The 15,014-nt window shown below is 61.6% G+C and carries 15 protein-coding genes and 1 pseudogene; 8 read left to right on the top strand and 8 right to left on the bottom strand.

What is annotated here, in order from left to right:
- Nucleotides 1–80: 80 nt before the first annotated feature.
- A complete protein-coding gene (locus AB1J88_RS08510) occupies nt 81–245 on the bottom strand; it encodes a hypothetical protein (protein ID WP_430290780.1) in 165 nt (54 codons plus the stop codon).
- Between the two features lie 108 nt (nt 246–353).
- Entirely contained in the window at nt 354–596 is a 243-nt protein-coding gene (locus AB1J88_RS08515) for a DUF465 domain-containing protein (RefSeq protein ID WP_430290781.1), read from the bottom strand.
- 204 nt (nt 597–800) lie between these two features.
- Between AB1J88_RS08515 and AB1J88_RS08520 the strand changes: the two genes are divergently transcribed.
- From AB1J88_RS08520 to AB1J88_RS08550, 7 genes are all read left to right on the top strand, one after another.
- Complete coding sequence (locus AB1J88_RS08520; protein ID WP_041072527.1) at nt 801–1,322, top strand: DUF4142 domain-containing protein; 522 nt, start codon at nt 801–803, stop codon at nt 1,320–1,322.
- Between the two features lie 256 nt (nt 1,323–1,578).
- On the top strand, nt 1,579–2,430 hold the full coding sequence (locus tag AB1J88_RS08525; RefSeq protein WP_041072525.1) for an STAS domain-containing protein: 852 nt from the start codon (nt 1,579–1,581) through the stop codon (nt 2,428–2,430).
- Nucleotides 2,431–2,434: 4 nt separating this feature from the next.
- Nucleotides 2,435–2,797: an STAS domain-containing protein gene (locus AB1J88_RS08530; RefSeq protein WP_041072523.1), complete on the top strand. Its 363-nt coding sequence runs from the start codon at nt 2,435–2,437 to the stop codon at nt 2,795–2,797.
- On the top strand, nt 2,794–3,198 hold the full coding sequence (locus AB1J88_RS08535) for an anti-sigma regulatory factor (protein ID WP_041072521.1): 405 nt from the start codon (nt 2,794–2,796) through the stop codon (nt 3,196–3,198). The genes AB1J88_RS08530 and AB1J88_RS08535 overlap by 4 nt, the downstream gene beginning before the upstream one ends.
- A complete protein-coding gene (locus AB1J88_RS08540) occupies nt 3,195–4,205 on the top strand; it encodes an ATP-binding protein (protein ID WP_430292677.1) in 1,011 nt (336 codons plus the stop codon). The genes AB1J88_RS08535 and AB1J88_RS08540 overlap by 4 nt, the downstream gene beginning before the upstream one ends.
- Nucleotides 4,198–5,073, top strand: coding sequence for a sensor histidine kinase (locus tag AB1J88_RS08545; RefSeq protein ID WP_041072519.1), 876 nt, complete (start codon nt 4,198–4,200; stop codon nt 5,071–5,073). Before AB1J88_RS08540 ends, AB1J88_RS08545 begins: the two co-directional genes overlap by 8 nt.
- Nucleotides 5,063–7,006 (top strand): response regulator, encoded by a 1,944-nt coding sequence (locus tag AB1J88_RS08550; RefSeq protein WP_430290782.1) that lies wholly within the window; start codon nt 5,063–5,065, stop codon nt 7,004–7,006. The genes AB1J88_RS08545 and AB1J88_RS08550 overlap by 11 nt, the downstream gene beginning before the upstream one ends.
- Nucleotides 7,007–7,199: 193 nt before the next feature.
- On the opposite strand, the gene AB1J88_RS08555 is transcribed toward AB1J88_RS08550, so the two are convergent.
- The 3 genes from AB1J88_RS08555 to AB1J88_RS08565 all read right to left on the bottom strand — a co-directional run bounded on the left by AB1J88_RS08555 (nt 7,200) and on the right by AB1J88_RS08565 (nt 12,953).
- The gene (locus tag AB1J88_RS08555) at nt 7,200–9,833 is read right to left on the bottom strand and encodes an excinuclease ABC subunit A (protein ID WP_430290783.1); all 2,634 of its coding nucleotides are present in this window, start codon (nt 9,831–9,833) and stop codon (nt 7,200–7,202) included.
- Between the two features lie 183 nt (nt 9,834–10,016).
- On the bottom strand, nt 10,017–12,128 hold the full coding sequence (locus AB1J88_RS08560) for an ATP-binding protein (RefSeq protein ID WP_430290784.1): 2,112 nt from the start codon (nt 12,126–12,128) through the stop codon (nt 10,017–10,019).
- Nucleotides 12,129–12,263: 135 nt separating this feature from the next.
- The gene (locus tag AB1J88_RS08565; RefSeq protein ID WP_041073761.1) at nt 12,264–12,953 is read right to left on the bottom strand and encodes a GntR family transcriptional regulator; all 690 of its coding nucleotides are present in this window, start codon (nt 12,951–12,953) and stop codon (nt 12,264–12,266) included.
- A gap of 19 nt (nt 12,954–12,972) precedes the next feature.
- Here AB1J88_RS08565 and AB1J88_RS08570 point away from each other — a divergent pair.
- Nucleotides 12,973–13,071: pseudogene (locus tag AB1J88_RS08570) on the top strand (hypothetical protein); the annotation flags it as partial.
- Between the two features lie 121 nt (nt 13,072–13,192).
- Here AB1J88_RS08570 and AB1J88_RS08575 read toward each other — a convergent pair.
- Genes AB1J88_RS08575 through AB1J88_RS08585 form a run of 3 tightly spaced genes read right to left on the bottom strand, consistent with a single transcriptional unit; the run spans nt 13,193 to nt 14,933 of the window.
- Nucleotides 13,193–13,852, bottom strand: coding sequence for a DUF799 domain-containing protein (locus AB1J88_RS08575; RefSeq protein ID WP_108590425.1), 660 nt, complete (start codon nt 13,850–13,852; stop codon nt 13,193–13,195).
- Entirely contained in the window at nt 13,849–14,217 is a 369-nt protein-coding gene (locus AB1J88_RS08580; RefSeq protein WP_003225593.1) for a DUF4810 domain-containing protein, read from the bottom strand. The genes AB1J88_RS08575 and AB1J88_RS08580 overlap by 4 nt, the downstream gene beginning before the upstream one ends.
- Before the next feature lie 29 nt (nt 14,218–14,246).
- Complete coding sequence (locus AB1J88_RS08585; protein WP_186448497.1) at nt 14,247–14,933, bottom strand: CsgG/HfaB family protein; 687 nt, start codon at nt 14,931–14,933, stop codon at nt 14,247–14,249.
- Nucleotides 14,934–15,014: the final 81 nt, after the last annotated feature.

A 15,014-nucleotide genomic window follows, 5' to 3' on the forward strand; every position in this document is an offset into this window, starting at 1 on the left:
TGCTGCCAAGTGGCAAATGTCCCGACTCCACCAAACCACACATCCCCTGCGACAACCGGCTTGCCAGCGCTTGGGGCCTGTCAATTGCCGAATCGGTCGAACGTGTCCGGATCTTCGTCTTCAGGAAGACCCTCATCCGGTTCTTCAGGATGGCTTGTGGTGTGCGCCGGACTATCGGGTTCCGGATGCGTGGGCACCGGGTCGAAAGCGCCCTGCTCTTCACTGGGAAATCTGGGTGTGTTCATGAGGCACCTCGCAAAGAGTCGCTAAGTGAAGACTCTGTACATTCGAGGTGCCGGTCGGGGGCGGCGTTCAGTCATTTCACCATCGCGCAGCGGTGAAGCGACTGACGGTCAGGGTCGAGCCTGCAACTGGGCGACGATCTTGTCTTTGACCTGCAGGCGTTTTTCTTTGAGTTTTTTCAATGTGTCATCGCTGGGCGCATCCGAGGTTGCCGTCTCGGCCTTGACGACGTCGGCGTCCGCCTCGGAATACTTGTTGATCAGTGCATCCAGAAATGGATCCTCGGAGCGTTTTTGCTGGACCTCTTCCTTCGTTAGCTTCAAATCCTGATACAGGTCATGAGTCACCGGCATGGAACACCTCCGTCAGTTGATCGGCAGCCAACGCGACCGATGGCGTCAGCCTGTATCAGAATGGCCTCGGTTGAGGGGTTCTGTCGACCACCTGTCAGACCAGCGGTGGCCGTTCGTCGCCCTGTCGTAAACGCGATCAAACCTTTGCCCGCGCCATTGCCTCCATTGCATAACGTCAACAAAAACCTGTGTGGAGAAATACCAATGGACGGATTCAACCTGCGTCATCTCGTTCTGGCTGTCGCGTTGAGCAGCGGCATGGGCAGTGCCTTTGCCGCCACTTCCAACAGCTTCGTCGACAATGCCGCAGCCGGCGGCATTGCGGAGATCGAGACCAGCCGTCTGGCCCTGGAAAAAAGCCAGTCGGCCGACATCAAGGCCTTCGCCAACATGATGATCACCGACCACGGCAAGGCCAACGATGAACTGGCGAGCATCGCCAAGGCCAATGACATCGAGGTGCCGGACAGCACCACCCTGGTCAAGCAGGCCAAGGAGAAGATCCTCGACATGCGCGATGAGTCCTTCGACGCCGCCTACGCCAACAATCAGGTCAAAGCCCACGAAGAAACCATCGAATTGTTCAAGAAAGAAGCGAACACGGTGACCGACGACAAGGTCAAGGGCGCCACGGAATTGAAAGCCTTCGCGCAGAAGATGTTGCCGGCGCTGGAAAAACACCTGACGGCCGCCAAAGAGCTGCAGGCCAAGCACCCAAGCAAGTAATCCGCGCGCCTGCCCCACAAAGCCGCATCCTGCCGATGCGGCTTTTTTCATTCTGCGACCCGCGCCCTGCGCACGCCCGGCGCGCAAAAAACCGCCAGATGCGGCCATCCCGACTAGAGTTACCGGGGCCTTTCTTGCGCCAGATCAAAAATATCCTTGCGCAATGGAACAACTATTTTGAACGGCAAAGGTCACTGACTTCGCACCGGTCATTTTTTACAGAACCGGCCCCCATACGCTACGGAGCAACAGGCACATGGCAGCACTGCAGAACAGCACATTCGATGCGATGAAAAACAAGCAACCCCAACTGCTGAGCGAATGGATCAACGGCCTGGAAGCCAGCGGCGCCACCCGCAATCTCAAGGACCATGACCTGCAACAACAGACCAGCGACTTCCTGCAACTGGTCATCAATGGCCTGCAGGATGACAACGGCACCAACATCAATGCGCCGGGTTGGGAAGCCACGCGCCAGTTCCTCGAAAAGCTGTCCCATAGCCGCGCCCTGCTCGGTCAGGATTCGCAACAGACCGCCAGCTTCATTTTCGCGCTCAAAGGCCCGCTGTTTGCCTTGCTGCAAAGTCACTATCGCGAACAACCGGCACTGCTGGCCGAACAACTCTGGGAGATTTCCGAACTGTTCGACGCCTTCGGCATGCACACCATCCGTACCTTCCAGAAGTCCCGCGAAGCGGTGATCAAACGTCAACAGGAAGAACTGCTGGAGCTCTCCACGCCAGTGGTCAAGCTGTGGGATGGCGTGCTGGCGCTGCCGATGATCGGTACCCTGGATTCGCAACGCACCCAGGTGGTGATGGAGTCCCTGCTACAACGCATCGTCGACACCGGTTCGGAAATCGCCATCATCGATATCACTGGCGTCCCCACCGTGGACACCCTGGTCGCGCAACACCTGCTGAAAACCGTGACCGCGATTCGCCTGATGGGCGCCGACTGCATCATCAGCGGCGTGCGTCCGCAGATCGCCCAGACCATCGTGCACCTGGGCCTGGACCTGCAAGGCGTGGTCACCAAGGCCAATCTGGCCGATGCATTGAAACTCGCGCTCACCCGCCTGGGCATCAGCCTCGGCAAAGCGGTCTGAGCCGATGGAGCGTATTCCGATTCTTCAAATGGGCGACTTTCTGCTCGTCACCATCCAGGTCGACATGCATGACCAACTGGCCCTGACCCTGCAGGACGACCTGTCCGAGCGCATCAGCAGGACGTCGGCGCGCGGTGTGTTGATCGACATCTCGGCGCTGGACATGGTCGACTCGTTCATCGGGCGGATGATCGGCACCATCTCCGGCCTGTCAAAAATCATGGATGCCGAAACCATGCTGGTGGGCATGCAACCCGCCGTGGCAATTACTCTGGTCGAGCTCGGCCTGACCCTGCCCGGCGTCAGCACCGCGCTGAACGTCGAGCGCGGAATGAAACTGCTGCAGGAACGAGTACGCCAACAATGACCGTGCGCAGCAGCGGTACTCAACCGATCAGCATCGAGCAGGACGTGGTGCTCGCCCGGCAGACGGCGCGCAAACTGGCCACCGAATGCGGCATGCGGCTGATCGACCTGACCAAACTGGTGACGGCCGTCTCAGAGCTGGCGCGCAACACCATGGTCTATGGCGGTGGCGGCGACATGGACTGGCAGATCCTCGACGAAAACGCTCGTGTCGGCCTGCGCCTGACCTTCCGCGATGAAGGCCCGGGCATTCCCGACATCAAACTGGCGATGACCGATGGCTGGACCTCCGGCAGCGGTCTGGGCCTGGGGCTTACGGGCGCGAAACGGCTGGTCGATGAATTCGAACTGGACACCGAGCCCGGCAAGGGCACTCGAATAACGATCACCCGATGGACATGAATATCGCTGGGTCGCTGACCCAGGTGCTGCTGATCGAAGACAGCAGCCAGATCGGCCACGCCCGGCGCACCGCGCAACGGCTCGCCGAGCAACATGGCTTCGATGCGACCGAAGCCGGACGTGTGGCGCTGGTCGCCACCGAACTGGCCAGTAATGTGCTCAAGCATGCCAGCCGTGGCGAGTTTCATCTGCGGCTGCTACCGCGAACCGGCGGCTTCGGCATCGAAATGCTTGCGGTCGATCGCGCTCAAGGCTTTGACCTGGACGCGTGCCTGACCGATGGCTTTTCCACCGGCGGCACCCAGGGCATCGGGCTGGGCGCCGTGGCGCGCCAGACCGACGTGTTTGACGTTTATGCCGACACCCGTGGCGCGGTGCTGCTGGCGCGTTTGTATCCACGCGCAGACCGTCAGCCCGACCTGCGTTACGGCGTCAGCCAGCACTCACTGCACAACGATCCGGCGTGCGGCGACGCCTGGCACCTGGCGTACAACGGTGCCAACGTCAGTGCGCTGATCATCGACGGCCTCGGCCACGGTGAAGACGCCGAACGGGCGGCGAAGGCCGGCGAACAGGTGTTCGCCCAGAGCCCGTTCGCCAGCCCGGTGCTGCTGATGGAGGACATGCACCGCGACATGATCGGCAGCCGCGGTGGTGCTGCCGCGTTCGCGCAGTTCAATGCCGCCCGCGACGGCCTGACCTTTACCGGCGTTGGCAACATCGGCGCCAGCCTGATCAGCGCCGACAAGTCGCGCGGGCTGGCCTCGCATCCGGGGATCGTCGGCGGCCAATACCGGAAAGCCCAGCCCTTTGACTATGCTCACGTGAACGGACATCTATTGATCATGTACAGCGACGGCCTGCAGTCCCGTTGGAATCTTCAAGACTACCCCGGTCTGGTGCACCGCCATCCCGCCGTGATAGCCAGCGTCCTGCACCGCGACTTCTGTCGCGGACGCGACGACGTAACGGTGCTGGTCGTTGCCCTGGAGGCCGCCCATGGCTGAGTCGCCCACCCTGAACGCGGCGGAGCAGGCTGCGCTGATCGCCCAGTTGCAAAGCGAGACCGCCGCCCTGCGCGACGAACTCGACGAAACCAACCAGGGCGTGCTTGCGCTTTACGCCGAGCTCGACACCCAGGCCGAACAACTGCGCCAGGCTTCGGATCTGAAAAGCCGTTTCCTGTCGTACATGAGCCACGAGTTCCGCACGCCGCTGGGTTCGATCCTGAGCGTCAACAGTTTGCTCGCCGACGAGCTCGACGGTCCGCTCAGCCCCGAGCAGCACAAACAAGTGGCGTTCGTCAGCAGCGCCGCCCGGGAACTGAGCGACATGGTCGATGACCTGCTCGATCTGGCGAAAATCGAAGCCGGACGAATCAGTATTTCTCCGGCGTGGTTCGACATGTTCGATCTGTTCAGCGCGTTGCGTGGCATGTTCCGGCCGATCGTCGATGCGTCGGCGGTTGATCTGATTTTCGAAGAGCCGGTCGGATTGCCGCGCCTGTACACCGACGACAAGAAACTCGCGCAGATCTTGCGCAATTTCATTTCCAACTCGCTGAAATTCACCACCCGTGGCGAAGTCCGGGTCTCGGCGCGCCTGGAAGGTGCGGACAGAGTACGTTTTGCCGTCAGCGACACCGGCATCGGTATCGCGCCGGAGCTGCATGGTGCATTGTTCGAGGACTTTTCTCAGGTCGACTCGCCATTGCAGAAACGCCTGCGCGGCACCGGTCTCGGCTTGTCGCTGTGCAAGCGCTTCGCCGCCCTGCTCGGCGGCGAGGTCGGGATGGACAGCACACCGGGTGTCGGCTCGACCTTTTTCGTGATCATTCCACTGGCGCTCGCCCTGGAGAATGTCGATGAAACGTGACATCCGTCTGTTGATCGTCGACGACAACGTCGCCACTCGCTACGCCTTGCGCCGGCGTCTGGAGCGGCATGGCTATGAGGTGCTGGAGGCCGGTACCGGCAGCGAGGGCCTGACGCTGATCGCCAGCGAAGCGCTCGATGCCCTGATCCTCGACGTCAATCTGCCGGACATGAGCGGTTTCGATATCGTGCGCATCCTGCGGGCCGATGCACACACCGCGCTGCTGCCGGTGATCCACGTGTCTGCGGCGTCGATCCAGACCGGCGACATCATCACCGGGCTGGACGCCGGGGCCGATGCCTACCTGATTCACCCGGTGGACCCGGACGTGCTGTTGGCGACCCTGCGCACTTTGCTGCGAGTGCGTGATACCGAAAACGCGCTGCGCGAGAGCGAGGCCCGGTTTCGCGAGATTTTCGTCAATGTCTCGGCGCCGATTGCCGTGCTCGACGCCAACCTGAAAGTGCATGAATGCAACCACGCCTTCACGCAAATGATTCAGGACAACCGCAACCCGCACACCCTCAGCGAATGCTTCGACGATGACCAGGGCGCGATCCTCAACGAGTTGCGCCTGCGACTGGTCGATGGCGAGCGCTGGAAAGGCACGTTGAACATGCGCGTACAGGGCGAGATTCGCGAAACCGAGTGGCAGATTTCGCCGTACCGCACGCCGCAGCTCAGCCTGGTATTCGTCGAAGACGTCACCGAGCATCGCCACCGCGAACGCTCGCACCTGGCACAGCTGGACGACACCACCACACAACTGGCCAAGGAAGTCGCCGAGCGCGTGCGTGCCGAATCGCAGCTGCTGCAAGTGCAGAAAATGGACGCGCTGGGCAAGCTCACCGGAGGCATTGCCCACGACTTCAACAATCTGCTGACCGGGATCATCACCAGCCTGGAACTGATCCAGAAACGCGTGGCCGATGCGCGTCCGGACAAGGTGCAGTTCTACGCCGAAGCCGCACTGAATTCAGCGATGAGCGCCGCGTCACTCACTCATCGCCTGCTGGCCTTCGCTCGCCAACAGCCATTGGATACCCGACCGGTAGACATCAATGAGCAAGTGCGCTCGCTGGAAGAGTTGCTGATGCGCACCATCGGTGAACGCATCACGCTCAAACTGGAGCTGACCAACAAACCGGCGATTGCCCTGGTCGATCCGGTGCAACTGGAAAGCGCGGTGCTGAATCTGGTCATCAACGCCCGGGATGCGCTGCCCCGAGGCGGCAATATCTGGGTCAACACCTATGCGGCGTATTCCCATGGCGACCCGAATCTGGCCGATGGTGCGTATGTCGCGCTGTCGGTGCGCGATGACGGCACCGGTATCGAGCACAGTGTGATCGACAAGGTGTTCGACCCGTTCTTCACCACCAAACCGCTGGGCCAGGGTACCGGGTTGGGGCTGTCGACCATTTACGGTTTTGCCCGCCAATCCGGTGGCGATGCGCACATCCGCAGCGTGGCACGGCGCGGCACCGAAGTGACCCTCATGCTGCCGGCGACCAACGACCCGACCGGCGCCGACATCCCGGCGCCGAAGGTGGATCCGCAGGGTGCCGGCGAGCATGTCCTGATCGTCGAGGACATGCCGGCGGTGCGCATGTTCGTCACCGAAGTGCTGGAGGATGCAGGTTATCGCTGCACGCAGGCGGCGGATATCGAAACCGCGCTGGAGCGCTTGCAGAATGACCCGACGATCGACCTGCTGCTGAGCGACGTCGGCCTGCCGCGCATGAGCGGCCGGGAACTGGCGGACGTGGCGCGGGGCTGGCGTGAAAGCCTGCCGATCCTGTTCATGACCGGTTATGCCGAGACCGCGATCAATCGTCAGGTATTCCTGGGCAGCGGCATGGAAATGCTGGTCAAGCCGTTCCAGATCAGCGAACTGCTGGACAAGGTTCGTCGCACGCTTGATGGTGCCTGACACAACGCCATCGCCAGCCTGCTGGCTCCCAAAAGGGTTATGTACACCCGATAACCTGTGGGAGCGGGCTTGCCCGCGATGGCGTCGGCACATTCAGCCTCTCATTGCCTGACATTCCGCTTTCGCTGGCAAGCCAGCTCCCACAAGGTTTTATGTTGATCAACAGCCTTGTGCACACCGCAGAACCGTTGGGCTATCGGCTCAAGGCCCGCGCCAGAAACGGCGCCGTCCGGCTCTTCTTGCTCGCTGCGACTTTCTGCGGTGTGCCGGCCACGACAATCCGGCCGCCCTGATCCCCGGCCCCCGGGCCGATGTCGATCACCCAGTCACTCTGCGCCACCACGCGCATTTCATGCTCGACCACGATGACCGTGTGCCCTGCCGTCACCAGGTTGTCCAGTTGTTCCAGCAGCCGATCGACATCCCGCGGATGCAAACCGGTGGTCGGTTCATCCAGCACATACAGGGTCGCGCCGCGCTGATTGCGCTGCAGTTCGGTTGCCAGTTTGATCCGCTGCGCCTCGCCACCGGACAGCTCGGTGGCCGGCTGCCCGAGCCGCAGATAACCGAGGCCGATGTCTCGCAGCACTTCCAGCGAACGGCGAATTGTCGGCTGTTCGCCGAACACCTCGACCGCTTCATCCACGGTCAGTTGCAGCACCTGCGCAATGCTCAGGCCTTGCCACTGAATCATCAACGTCTGTGGGTTGTAGCGCGCGCCATGACAGGTCGGACACGGTGCGTACACGCTCGGCATGAACAGCAACTCAACGCTGACAAACCCCTCACCCTCGCAGGTCGGGCAACGGCCCTTGGCGACGTTGAAGGAGAACTGCCCGGCGTCGTACCCCGCCGCCCGCGCCTCGGGGGTGGCGGCGAACAGTTTGCGCACGTTGTCGAACAGCCCGGTGTAGGTCGCCAGATTCGAACGTGGCGTGCGGCCGATGGGCTTTTGATCGACCTGCACCAGACGCTTGATCGACTCCAGCCCCGCCGTCACCTGACCGCTGCTGGCCTGCGGCGCGTCGTCTTCGAGACTGAGTTCTTCCGGCGCCTCTTCAATCACCGGCCGCCCGAGTTGCGCACCGACCAGTTCGAGCAACGCCTGACTGACCAGACTTGACTTGCCCGAACCCGATACCCCGGTCACCGAGGTGAAACAGCCCAGCGGAAATTCAGCGCTGAGGTTGTGCAGGTTATTGCGGCTGATGCCATCGAGTTTCAGCCACCCGCTCGGCTTGCGCGCGGTGCGGGTCTGCCGCTGGCTCTCGGCAAACAGATAGGCGCGGGTCTGCGATTCGTCGATCTCGGCCAAGCCTGCTGGCGGGCCGCTGTACAACACCTGCCCGCCCTTCTCGCCCGCCGCCGGGCCGACATCGATCAGCCAGTCGGCGCGGCGCATGGTTTCCAGATCGTGCTCGACCACAAACAGCGTATTGCCGTCAGCCTTCAAGCGCTGCAAGGCTTCGAACAGCGCCTCGCCATCGGCTGGGTGCAGGCCGGCGGACGGCTCGTCGAGCACGTAGATCACGCCGAACAGTTGCGAGCCCAATTGTGTCGCCAGACGCAGGCGCTGCAGCTCGCCGGACGACAAGGTCGGCGTGCTTCGCTCCAGCGCCAGGTAACCAAGGCCCAGATCGGTCAGGGTGCTCACCCGTTCCAGCAAGTCCTCGGCAATGCGCTGCGCTGCCAGACGCTTTTCCAGCGACAGGTTCGGCGTGTGGCGTACGTCCGGCGCGCTGGCGTGGCCGCTGGCACCGTGGGCGACGCGTTGCTGACGCGCCTCGCGGGTTTGCGCTTGGCTGAGGGTTTCACCGCTTTCCTCGGCCTGTTCCAGATACGTCGCCGCAGCCACGGGCTTCAATACTTCGGCGACTTGCAGCAACGGCATCTGCGACAACTCGCCAATGTCGTAACCGGCGAAGGTCACCGACAACGCTTCACGCTTGAGGCGCTTGCCGTCACACAACGGGCACGGGCTGCCGAGCATGAATCGCGCAACGCGCTTCTTCATCAGCGCACTTTGCGAGTGGGTGAAGGTGTGCAGGATGTAACGGCGGGCGCCGGTGAAGGTGCCCTGATAACTCGGTTCCATCTTGCGTTTGAGCGCGACCCGGGTTTCCTCCGGGGTCAGCCCGGCGTACACCGGCACGGTGGGCGTTTCTTCGGTGAACAGAATCCAGTCGCGCTGTTTTTTCGGCAGCTTCTTCCACGGAATGTCGACGTCGATGCCCATGGTCACAAGAATGTCGCGCAGGTTCTGCCCTTGCCACGCCAGCGGCCAGGACGCCACGGCGCGCTGGCGGATGGTCAGGTTCGGATCGGGCACCATCAGCGCCTCGGTCACTTCGTAGACCCGGCCAAGGCCGTGGCACTCTGGACAGGCGCCCTGCGGCGTGTTCGGTGAAAAATCCTCGGCATAGAGCATCGGTTGCCCCGACGGATAACTGCCGGCGCGGGAATACAGCATGCGGATCAGGCTGGACAACGTGGTCACGCTGCCCACCGACGACCGCGTACTCGGCGTACCGCGCTGCTGTTGCAAAGCCACGGCAGGCGGCAAGCCTTCGATGGAATCGACATCCGGCACTCCGACTTGATCGATCAGGCGCCGCGCGTACGGCGCCACCGATTCGAAATAGCGCCGTTGGGCTTCGGCGTACAAGGTCGAAAAGGCCAGCGACGACTTGCCCGAACCGGAAACGCCAGTAAACACCACCAGCGCATCGCGGGGAATGTCGACGTCGACGTTCTTCAGGTTGTGCTCACGGGCGCCACGCACCCGGACCATGCCGGTAGGTGCTTTGGAATTACGCTTGGAAGTCATTGGCTGTCCCTGCAGAAAAAATTAGGGGCGAAGCTGAACCCTGTGGTGAGGGGATTTATCCCCGATCGGCGGCGCAGCCGGCGCAGTCACTGCAAATGCCATATAGCTGGAAAAATGCAGGGGAGTGCTGCGCACTCCATCGGGGATGAATCCCCTCGCCACAGGGAATCGGGAATTGGCCAGCTAGGCACTGAGCACCGATCGAATCATCTGCAACAGTGACTCCGGGCCATACGGTTTGCTCAGCAAGTGCGTGTCCGGACTCAACTGGTGGTTGCGCGAAATGATGTCGCGGGTGTGGCCAGAGGTGAACAGCACCGACACCGGCGGTACCTGCACCTTGGCCCATGCCGCCAGATCGGAGCTTTTGATCAGCCCCGGCATCACCACGTCGGTGAAAATCAGATCCACTTCGATACCTTCCAGCAGCCTCTGCATCGCCACGTCGCCATTACCGGCGGTCAACACGCGATAACCCTCTTCGCGCAGCAATTCCACGGCCGAGGCGCGCACCGCGTCGTTGTCTTCGACCACCAGGATGGTCTCGTGGCCGCCGCCCTGTTGCTTGTCGATACTCGGCGTCTCATCAAGGACCGGACGCAGGCTGCGCGGAAAGTACAGTTGCACCCGCGTGCCTTCGCCCACGGTGCTGTCGATCTCGACATGGCCACCACTTTGTTTGACGAAACCGAACACCATGCTCAAACCGAGCCCGGTGCCCTGGCCGTCAGCCTTGGTGGTGAAGAACGGCTCGAATACCTGCTCAAGCATTTGAGGCGCAATGCCGACGCCGCTATCGCTGACCATCACCCTTACAAAATCGCCGGCGACGATGCCTTTGCCTGCGCAAAAAGTGCTGTCCAGCCGCGTATTGATGGCGCTGAGGACAATCGTGCCCTCGCCTTTCATCGCGTCCCGGGCGTTGATCGCCAGATTGAGAATGGCGTTTTCCAGCTGATTGCGGTCGACGTTGATGTGCCACGGTTCCTGCGGCAATTGCACGTCGATCTGAATGGTTTCGCCCAGCGCACGCTGGAGCAATTCGCCGACGCCGTCGAAGATCTGCCGCGGATCGCACACCGCCGGCGACAACGGTTGGCGCCGGGCAAAAGCGAGCAATTGCGACGACAGTTTCGCACCGCGTTCCACCGCTGCCAGCGAGGCGCTGACCCGGCGTTGCACGTTGGCATTGTCCGGCTCATGCCGCGCCAGCAAATGCAGGTTGCCGGCAATCACTTGCAGCAGGTTGTTGAAATCGTGGGCCACGCCACCGGTAAGTCCGCCGATGGCTTCAAGTTTTTGCGACTGGCGCAATTGCTCTTCCGCCGCCAGCCGGGCATCCACTTCACTGGCCACCCGCTGCTCCAGGTTGCGCGTGAATTTGAGCAGGGATTCTTCGGCGATCTTGCGTTCATGGATGTCGATCAACACCCCGGGGAAACGGAGCGGCGTGCCTTGCTCGTCAAACTCGCAGGCGCCACTGGCAAGCACCCACAGATAGCTGCCGTCGGCCCGTAACACGCGGTACTCGGCGTTGTATGGCTCGCCGGTGTGCAGTGAATGATTGACCCGGTCCTGCACCCACGCCAGGTCATCCGGGTGAATCCGCGATTCAGTCAAGGATTGCGGCAGGTTGCTCAGATCCTGCTCCGGCGGATACGAAAACGTGCGAGCGAAACGCTCGTCCGCCGACAACACATTGTTCTTCACATCCCAGACAAACGAGCCGAGCAACGCCCCGGCATTCAGTGCCAGACGCACCCGTTCGTTATCGGCGCGATAGGCGTCTTCAGCGGCCTGACGCAGTTGTTCGGAGCGCACTAGCTCGGTGGTCTCGACCACCATCGCCATCACCCCAGAAGGCACGCCGTCGTCGTTGGCCACCGGGCTGTAATACAGATCCATCCAGACATCTTCAGGCACGCCATCGCGCAACAGCACCAGTTCCTTGTTGCGGTAGGACAAGGTGCCGCCCGCCAGACAGGTGTCGACCACGTGCCGGTTGAACTCGGCGACTTCCGGCCACCCCAGTTCCACGGGTGCACCCAGCAGATACGGGTGGCGACCACCGGCAAACTGCGAGTACGCGTCGTTGTAGATCATGTACCCGGCGTGGCCCCAGAGCATGACCATCGGCAAGGGCGAAGCCAGCATCAATTGCACGGTGCTGCACAGGCTGGCAGGCCAGGTGTCGAGCGGGCCGAGTTCGGTGTGGCGCCAGTCGAACGCGCAAATGCGTTCGGCCATCTCGCCTTTCCAGCCGTCACAACCGTGGCTATCGGATAAAAACTGCATCGATTGACTCGGTGTCCTGTGGTGTTTGCCCGATATATCGCAACGCTGAACGAACGCAGCGCCCCTGTGTTTCGAGCGCCGTCGGTCGCATTGGTTTCATTGAAGGTATAGCCGATTTCTCGCGGCGCCCCGGGTTCAGACCCCGATCAGGTGTTTGAGCGGATGGTAGCCAGTTTTCATCTTCGCAGCGACGTCGAGAATCGCCTTTTCGACGCCATTGAGGTGCAGGCAGGTCAGCTCGATGGCGGCGTTCTGGTCGCCTGCCTCGATGTATTCGATCAGGCGCAGATGTTCGTTGTCGCGGCAGGCTTCGTGGCTGTCGTCATCCAGTGCGGCAACGTACAGCGAGGCACGGGAAATCAGCTTCTGGAACCAGTCCAGCAGCACCGGATTATTGAGGCTGCGCGCCAGTTTGATATGGAACTCGCCGAGCAGGTGGATCAGTCGTTCATGATCGCCGGCGGCGTGGGCTTCATCTTCCAGCAACAGGTGTTTGCGCAGGTCTTGCATCGCCGCGGTGTCCTTGCGGCGGCACAGCTCGGTGACGATGCCGATCTCGATCAGCCGCCGGGTTTCGAACAGCGAGCGGATCTCTTCATCGCTGGGCAAAGACACCGACGCACCCTTATTGGGCTCGGTGGTGACCAGGCCATCAGCCTCCAGTTGCTTGAGCGCAGCGCGCACCGACGTACGGCTGACATTGAACAGTTCGGCCAGCGAGGCCTCGCCCAGCTTCATCCCCGGACGCAGCGAACGCTTGCTGATCGCCTGGTAAACCCCTTGGTAGACGCGGTCGACCGTGGTTTCCAGTTTCTTCTCGGTCATTCGAACACTCCTTTAGCCTCAGGCAAACACGGTGTTCCAGAGTTTTGCGCTGTTTGCTTCGATAAGTGTGGCGCAGGATATCGCCTTTGGTGGCGAGATGCAGGGGATGAATCGCAAGTCAGGAGGGGTCAAGTGAGCGGGAGGCCGTCATGATGCAAAAAGATCGCAGCCTGCGGCAGCTCCTGCATTTGGGATGCGTTTCCCTGCAGGAGCTGGCGCAGGCTGCGATCTTTTGATCTTCAGTCGGTACCGTATTTCGGCGAACGCGGACCGTACAACAGACCGGCGTGCTGACCGGCCGACAACAGACGATTGCTCGCCACACCGGCAATCGGATACCCGGCGTCGGTCGAACTGTTGATCACCTGTTTCACTGCGGCGGTAATCAGCATGCCGACCAGACCGCCACCGCTGTTGTTGCCGCCCTCTTCGCTCGACGCCCGCGCCGAACCGGTCCACAGCGTGGTGCCGGACTTCAGGTCCACCAGTTTGGCGGTGGCGGTCACCGCGGTTTCGCTGCTGATGACCATGTAACGCGTACCGTACTCGGTCACGGTGATGTACAACGCAGCGTCGGCGCCGAAGATTTCCTTCAGTTTGTTCGCCGGAGCCTGATGGATATCATCCGGCGTAGTCAGACCGTTCTGCCGGAAGGTTTCGTCCACCAGCGCGATCGGCAGTACGTAGTAACCGGCTTCAGCCAGTGGAAACGTCACTTGCGACAACAGGCTGTACGAGGCTTTCACGTCCGGCGAGGTGTTCAGCGGCGGCAGCACCAGAATGGTCTTCGGCCGTGCCTGCTTGTACGCCGAATAGTCGACGGTTTTCGGCGCAACACAGCCACCGAGTACGGTCAGGGCCAAACCGGCGGCCAGCAGTTTCAGGGTGCGCGAGATCATTTGGCGTCTCCGGTCTTGGCGTTTTTAAGCAGAAAATCCATGTACGGGCCGGACTCGGGGAACAGCGCTTTTTCGGTGCGGAACTGCTGCACCATCTGATCGTCCTTGCCCATGCTCAGGTACAGCAGCCCGAGATGCGCGTGGTAGCCCGGCGGCACAGCCTTGCCGGTGGAACGGATCTTTTGCAGATCGCGCTCCAGCACTTCGGCCTGCGCTTCCTTCGGCTCTTCGCCTTTGAAGTATTCGTAGACCTGCGGTTGATAGTCTTCCCACTGGTACAGGGTTTTCGGGCTGCTGCAACCGGCCAGCAAGGCGCTGGCGGCCAGCGTCAGGGCCAGCAGCGACCGCGACAAAGTCAGATTCATGGGGTGTTGCTCCTTGCAATGAATAACGATCAGTTAGCCGGTTTCCAGGCACCGGCGTTCATGCCATCGACCAGACGATTGATCGCCTCGCGCATGGCCAGATCGAGGACTTTGCCGTTGAGGGTGGAGTCGTACGCGGCGGTGCCGCCAAAACCGATGATTTCGCGGTTAGACAAGGCGTACTCGCCGGCGCCCTGCGTCGAATACACCACTTCGGAGGTGCTGATGTTGACGATGTTCAGGTTGACCTTGGCGTAGGCGACCTGGGTCTTGCCACGGCCAAGAATGCCGAACAGTTGGTGGTCGCCGGTTTCCTTGCGGCCGAACTCGGTGACGTCACCGGTGACCACGTAATCGGCACCCTTGAGGCGCTGGGCCTGGCCCTTGATCGCGGCTTCCTGCTGGATCTCGCCCATGTTGTCGCGGTCCAGTACCGAGAAACGGTTGGTCTGCTGCAAGTGCGTGATCAGGATGGTCTTGGCCTGGCCGCCGAGACGATCGACGCCGTCGGAGAAGATCCCGCGCATGTAGCTGGAGCGGTTATCGAACTTGCCCACCGCCATCGGTACGCGAACGCCGGTCCAGACTTGCGTGGCGCTCTCGACCTTGGCCACCGGCAGTGCGCGGGAGCTTTCGGTGGCGCATCCGGCAAGGGAGCTGGCAAGGGTGCCGAGCACGGCAATCGCAACGCCTGAGACCAACATCCGGGAGATCATTCTCACTGTGCATTCCTTCTGAAAAAACGGTGTGCCCCGGCACGGCAAAGCGGTGGGGAGCAGGAAAAGGGGCGACATTAT

Source organism: Pseudomonas sp. S8 (assembly GCF_050473925.1).
Classification (GTDB): domain Bacteria; phylum Pseudomonadota; class Gammaproteobacteria; order Pseudomonadales; family Pseudomonadaceae; genus Aquipseudomonas; species Aquipseudomonas parakoreensis.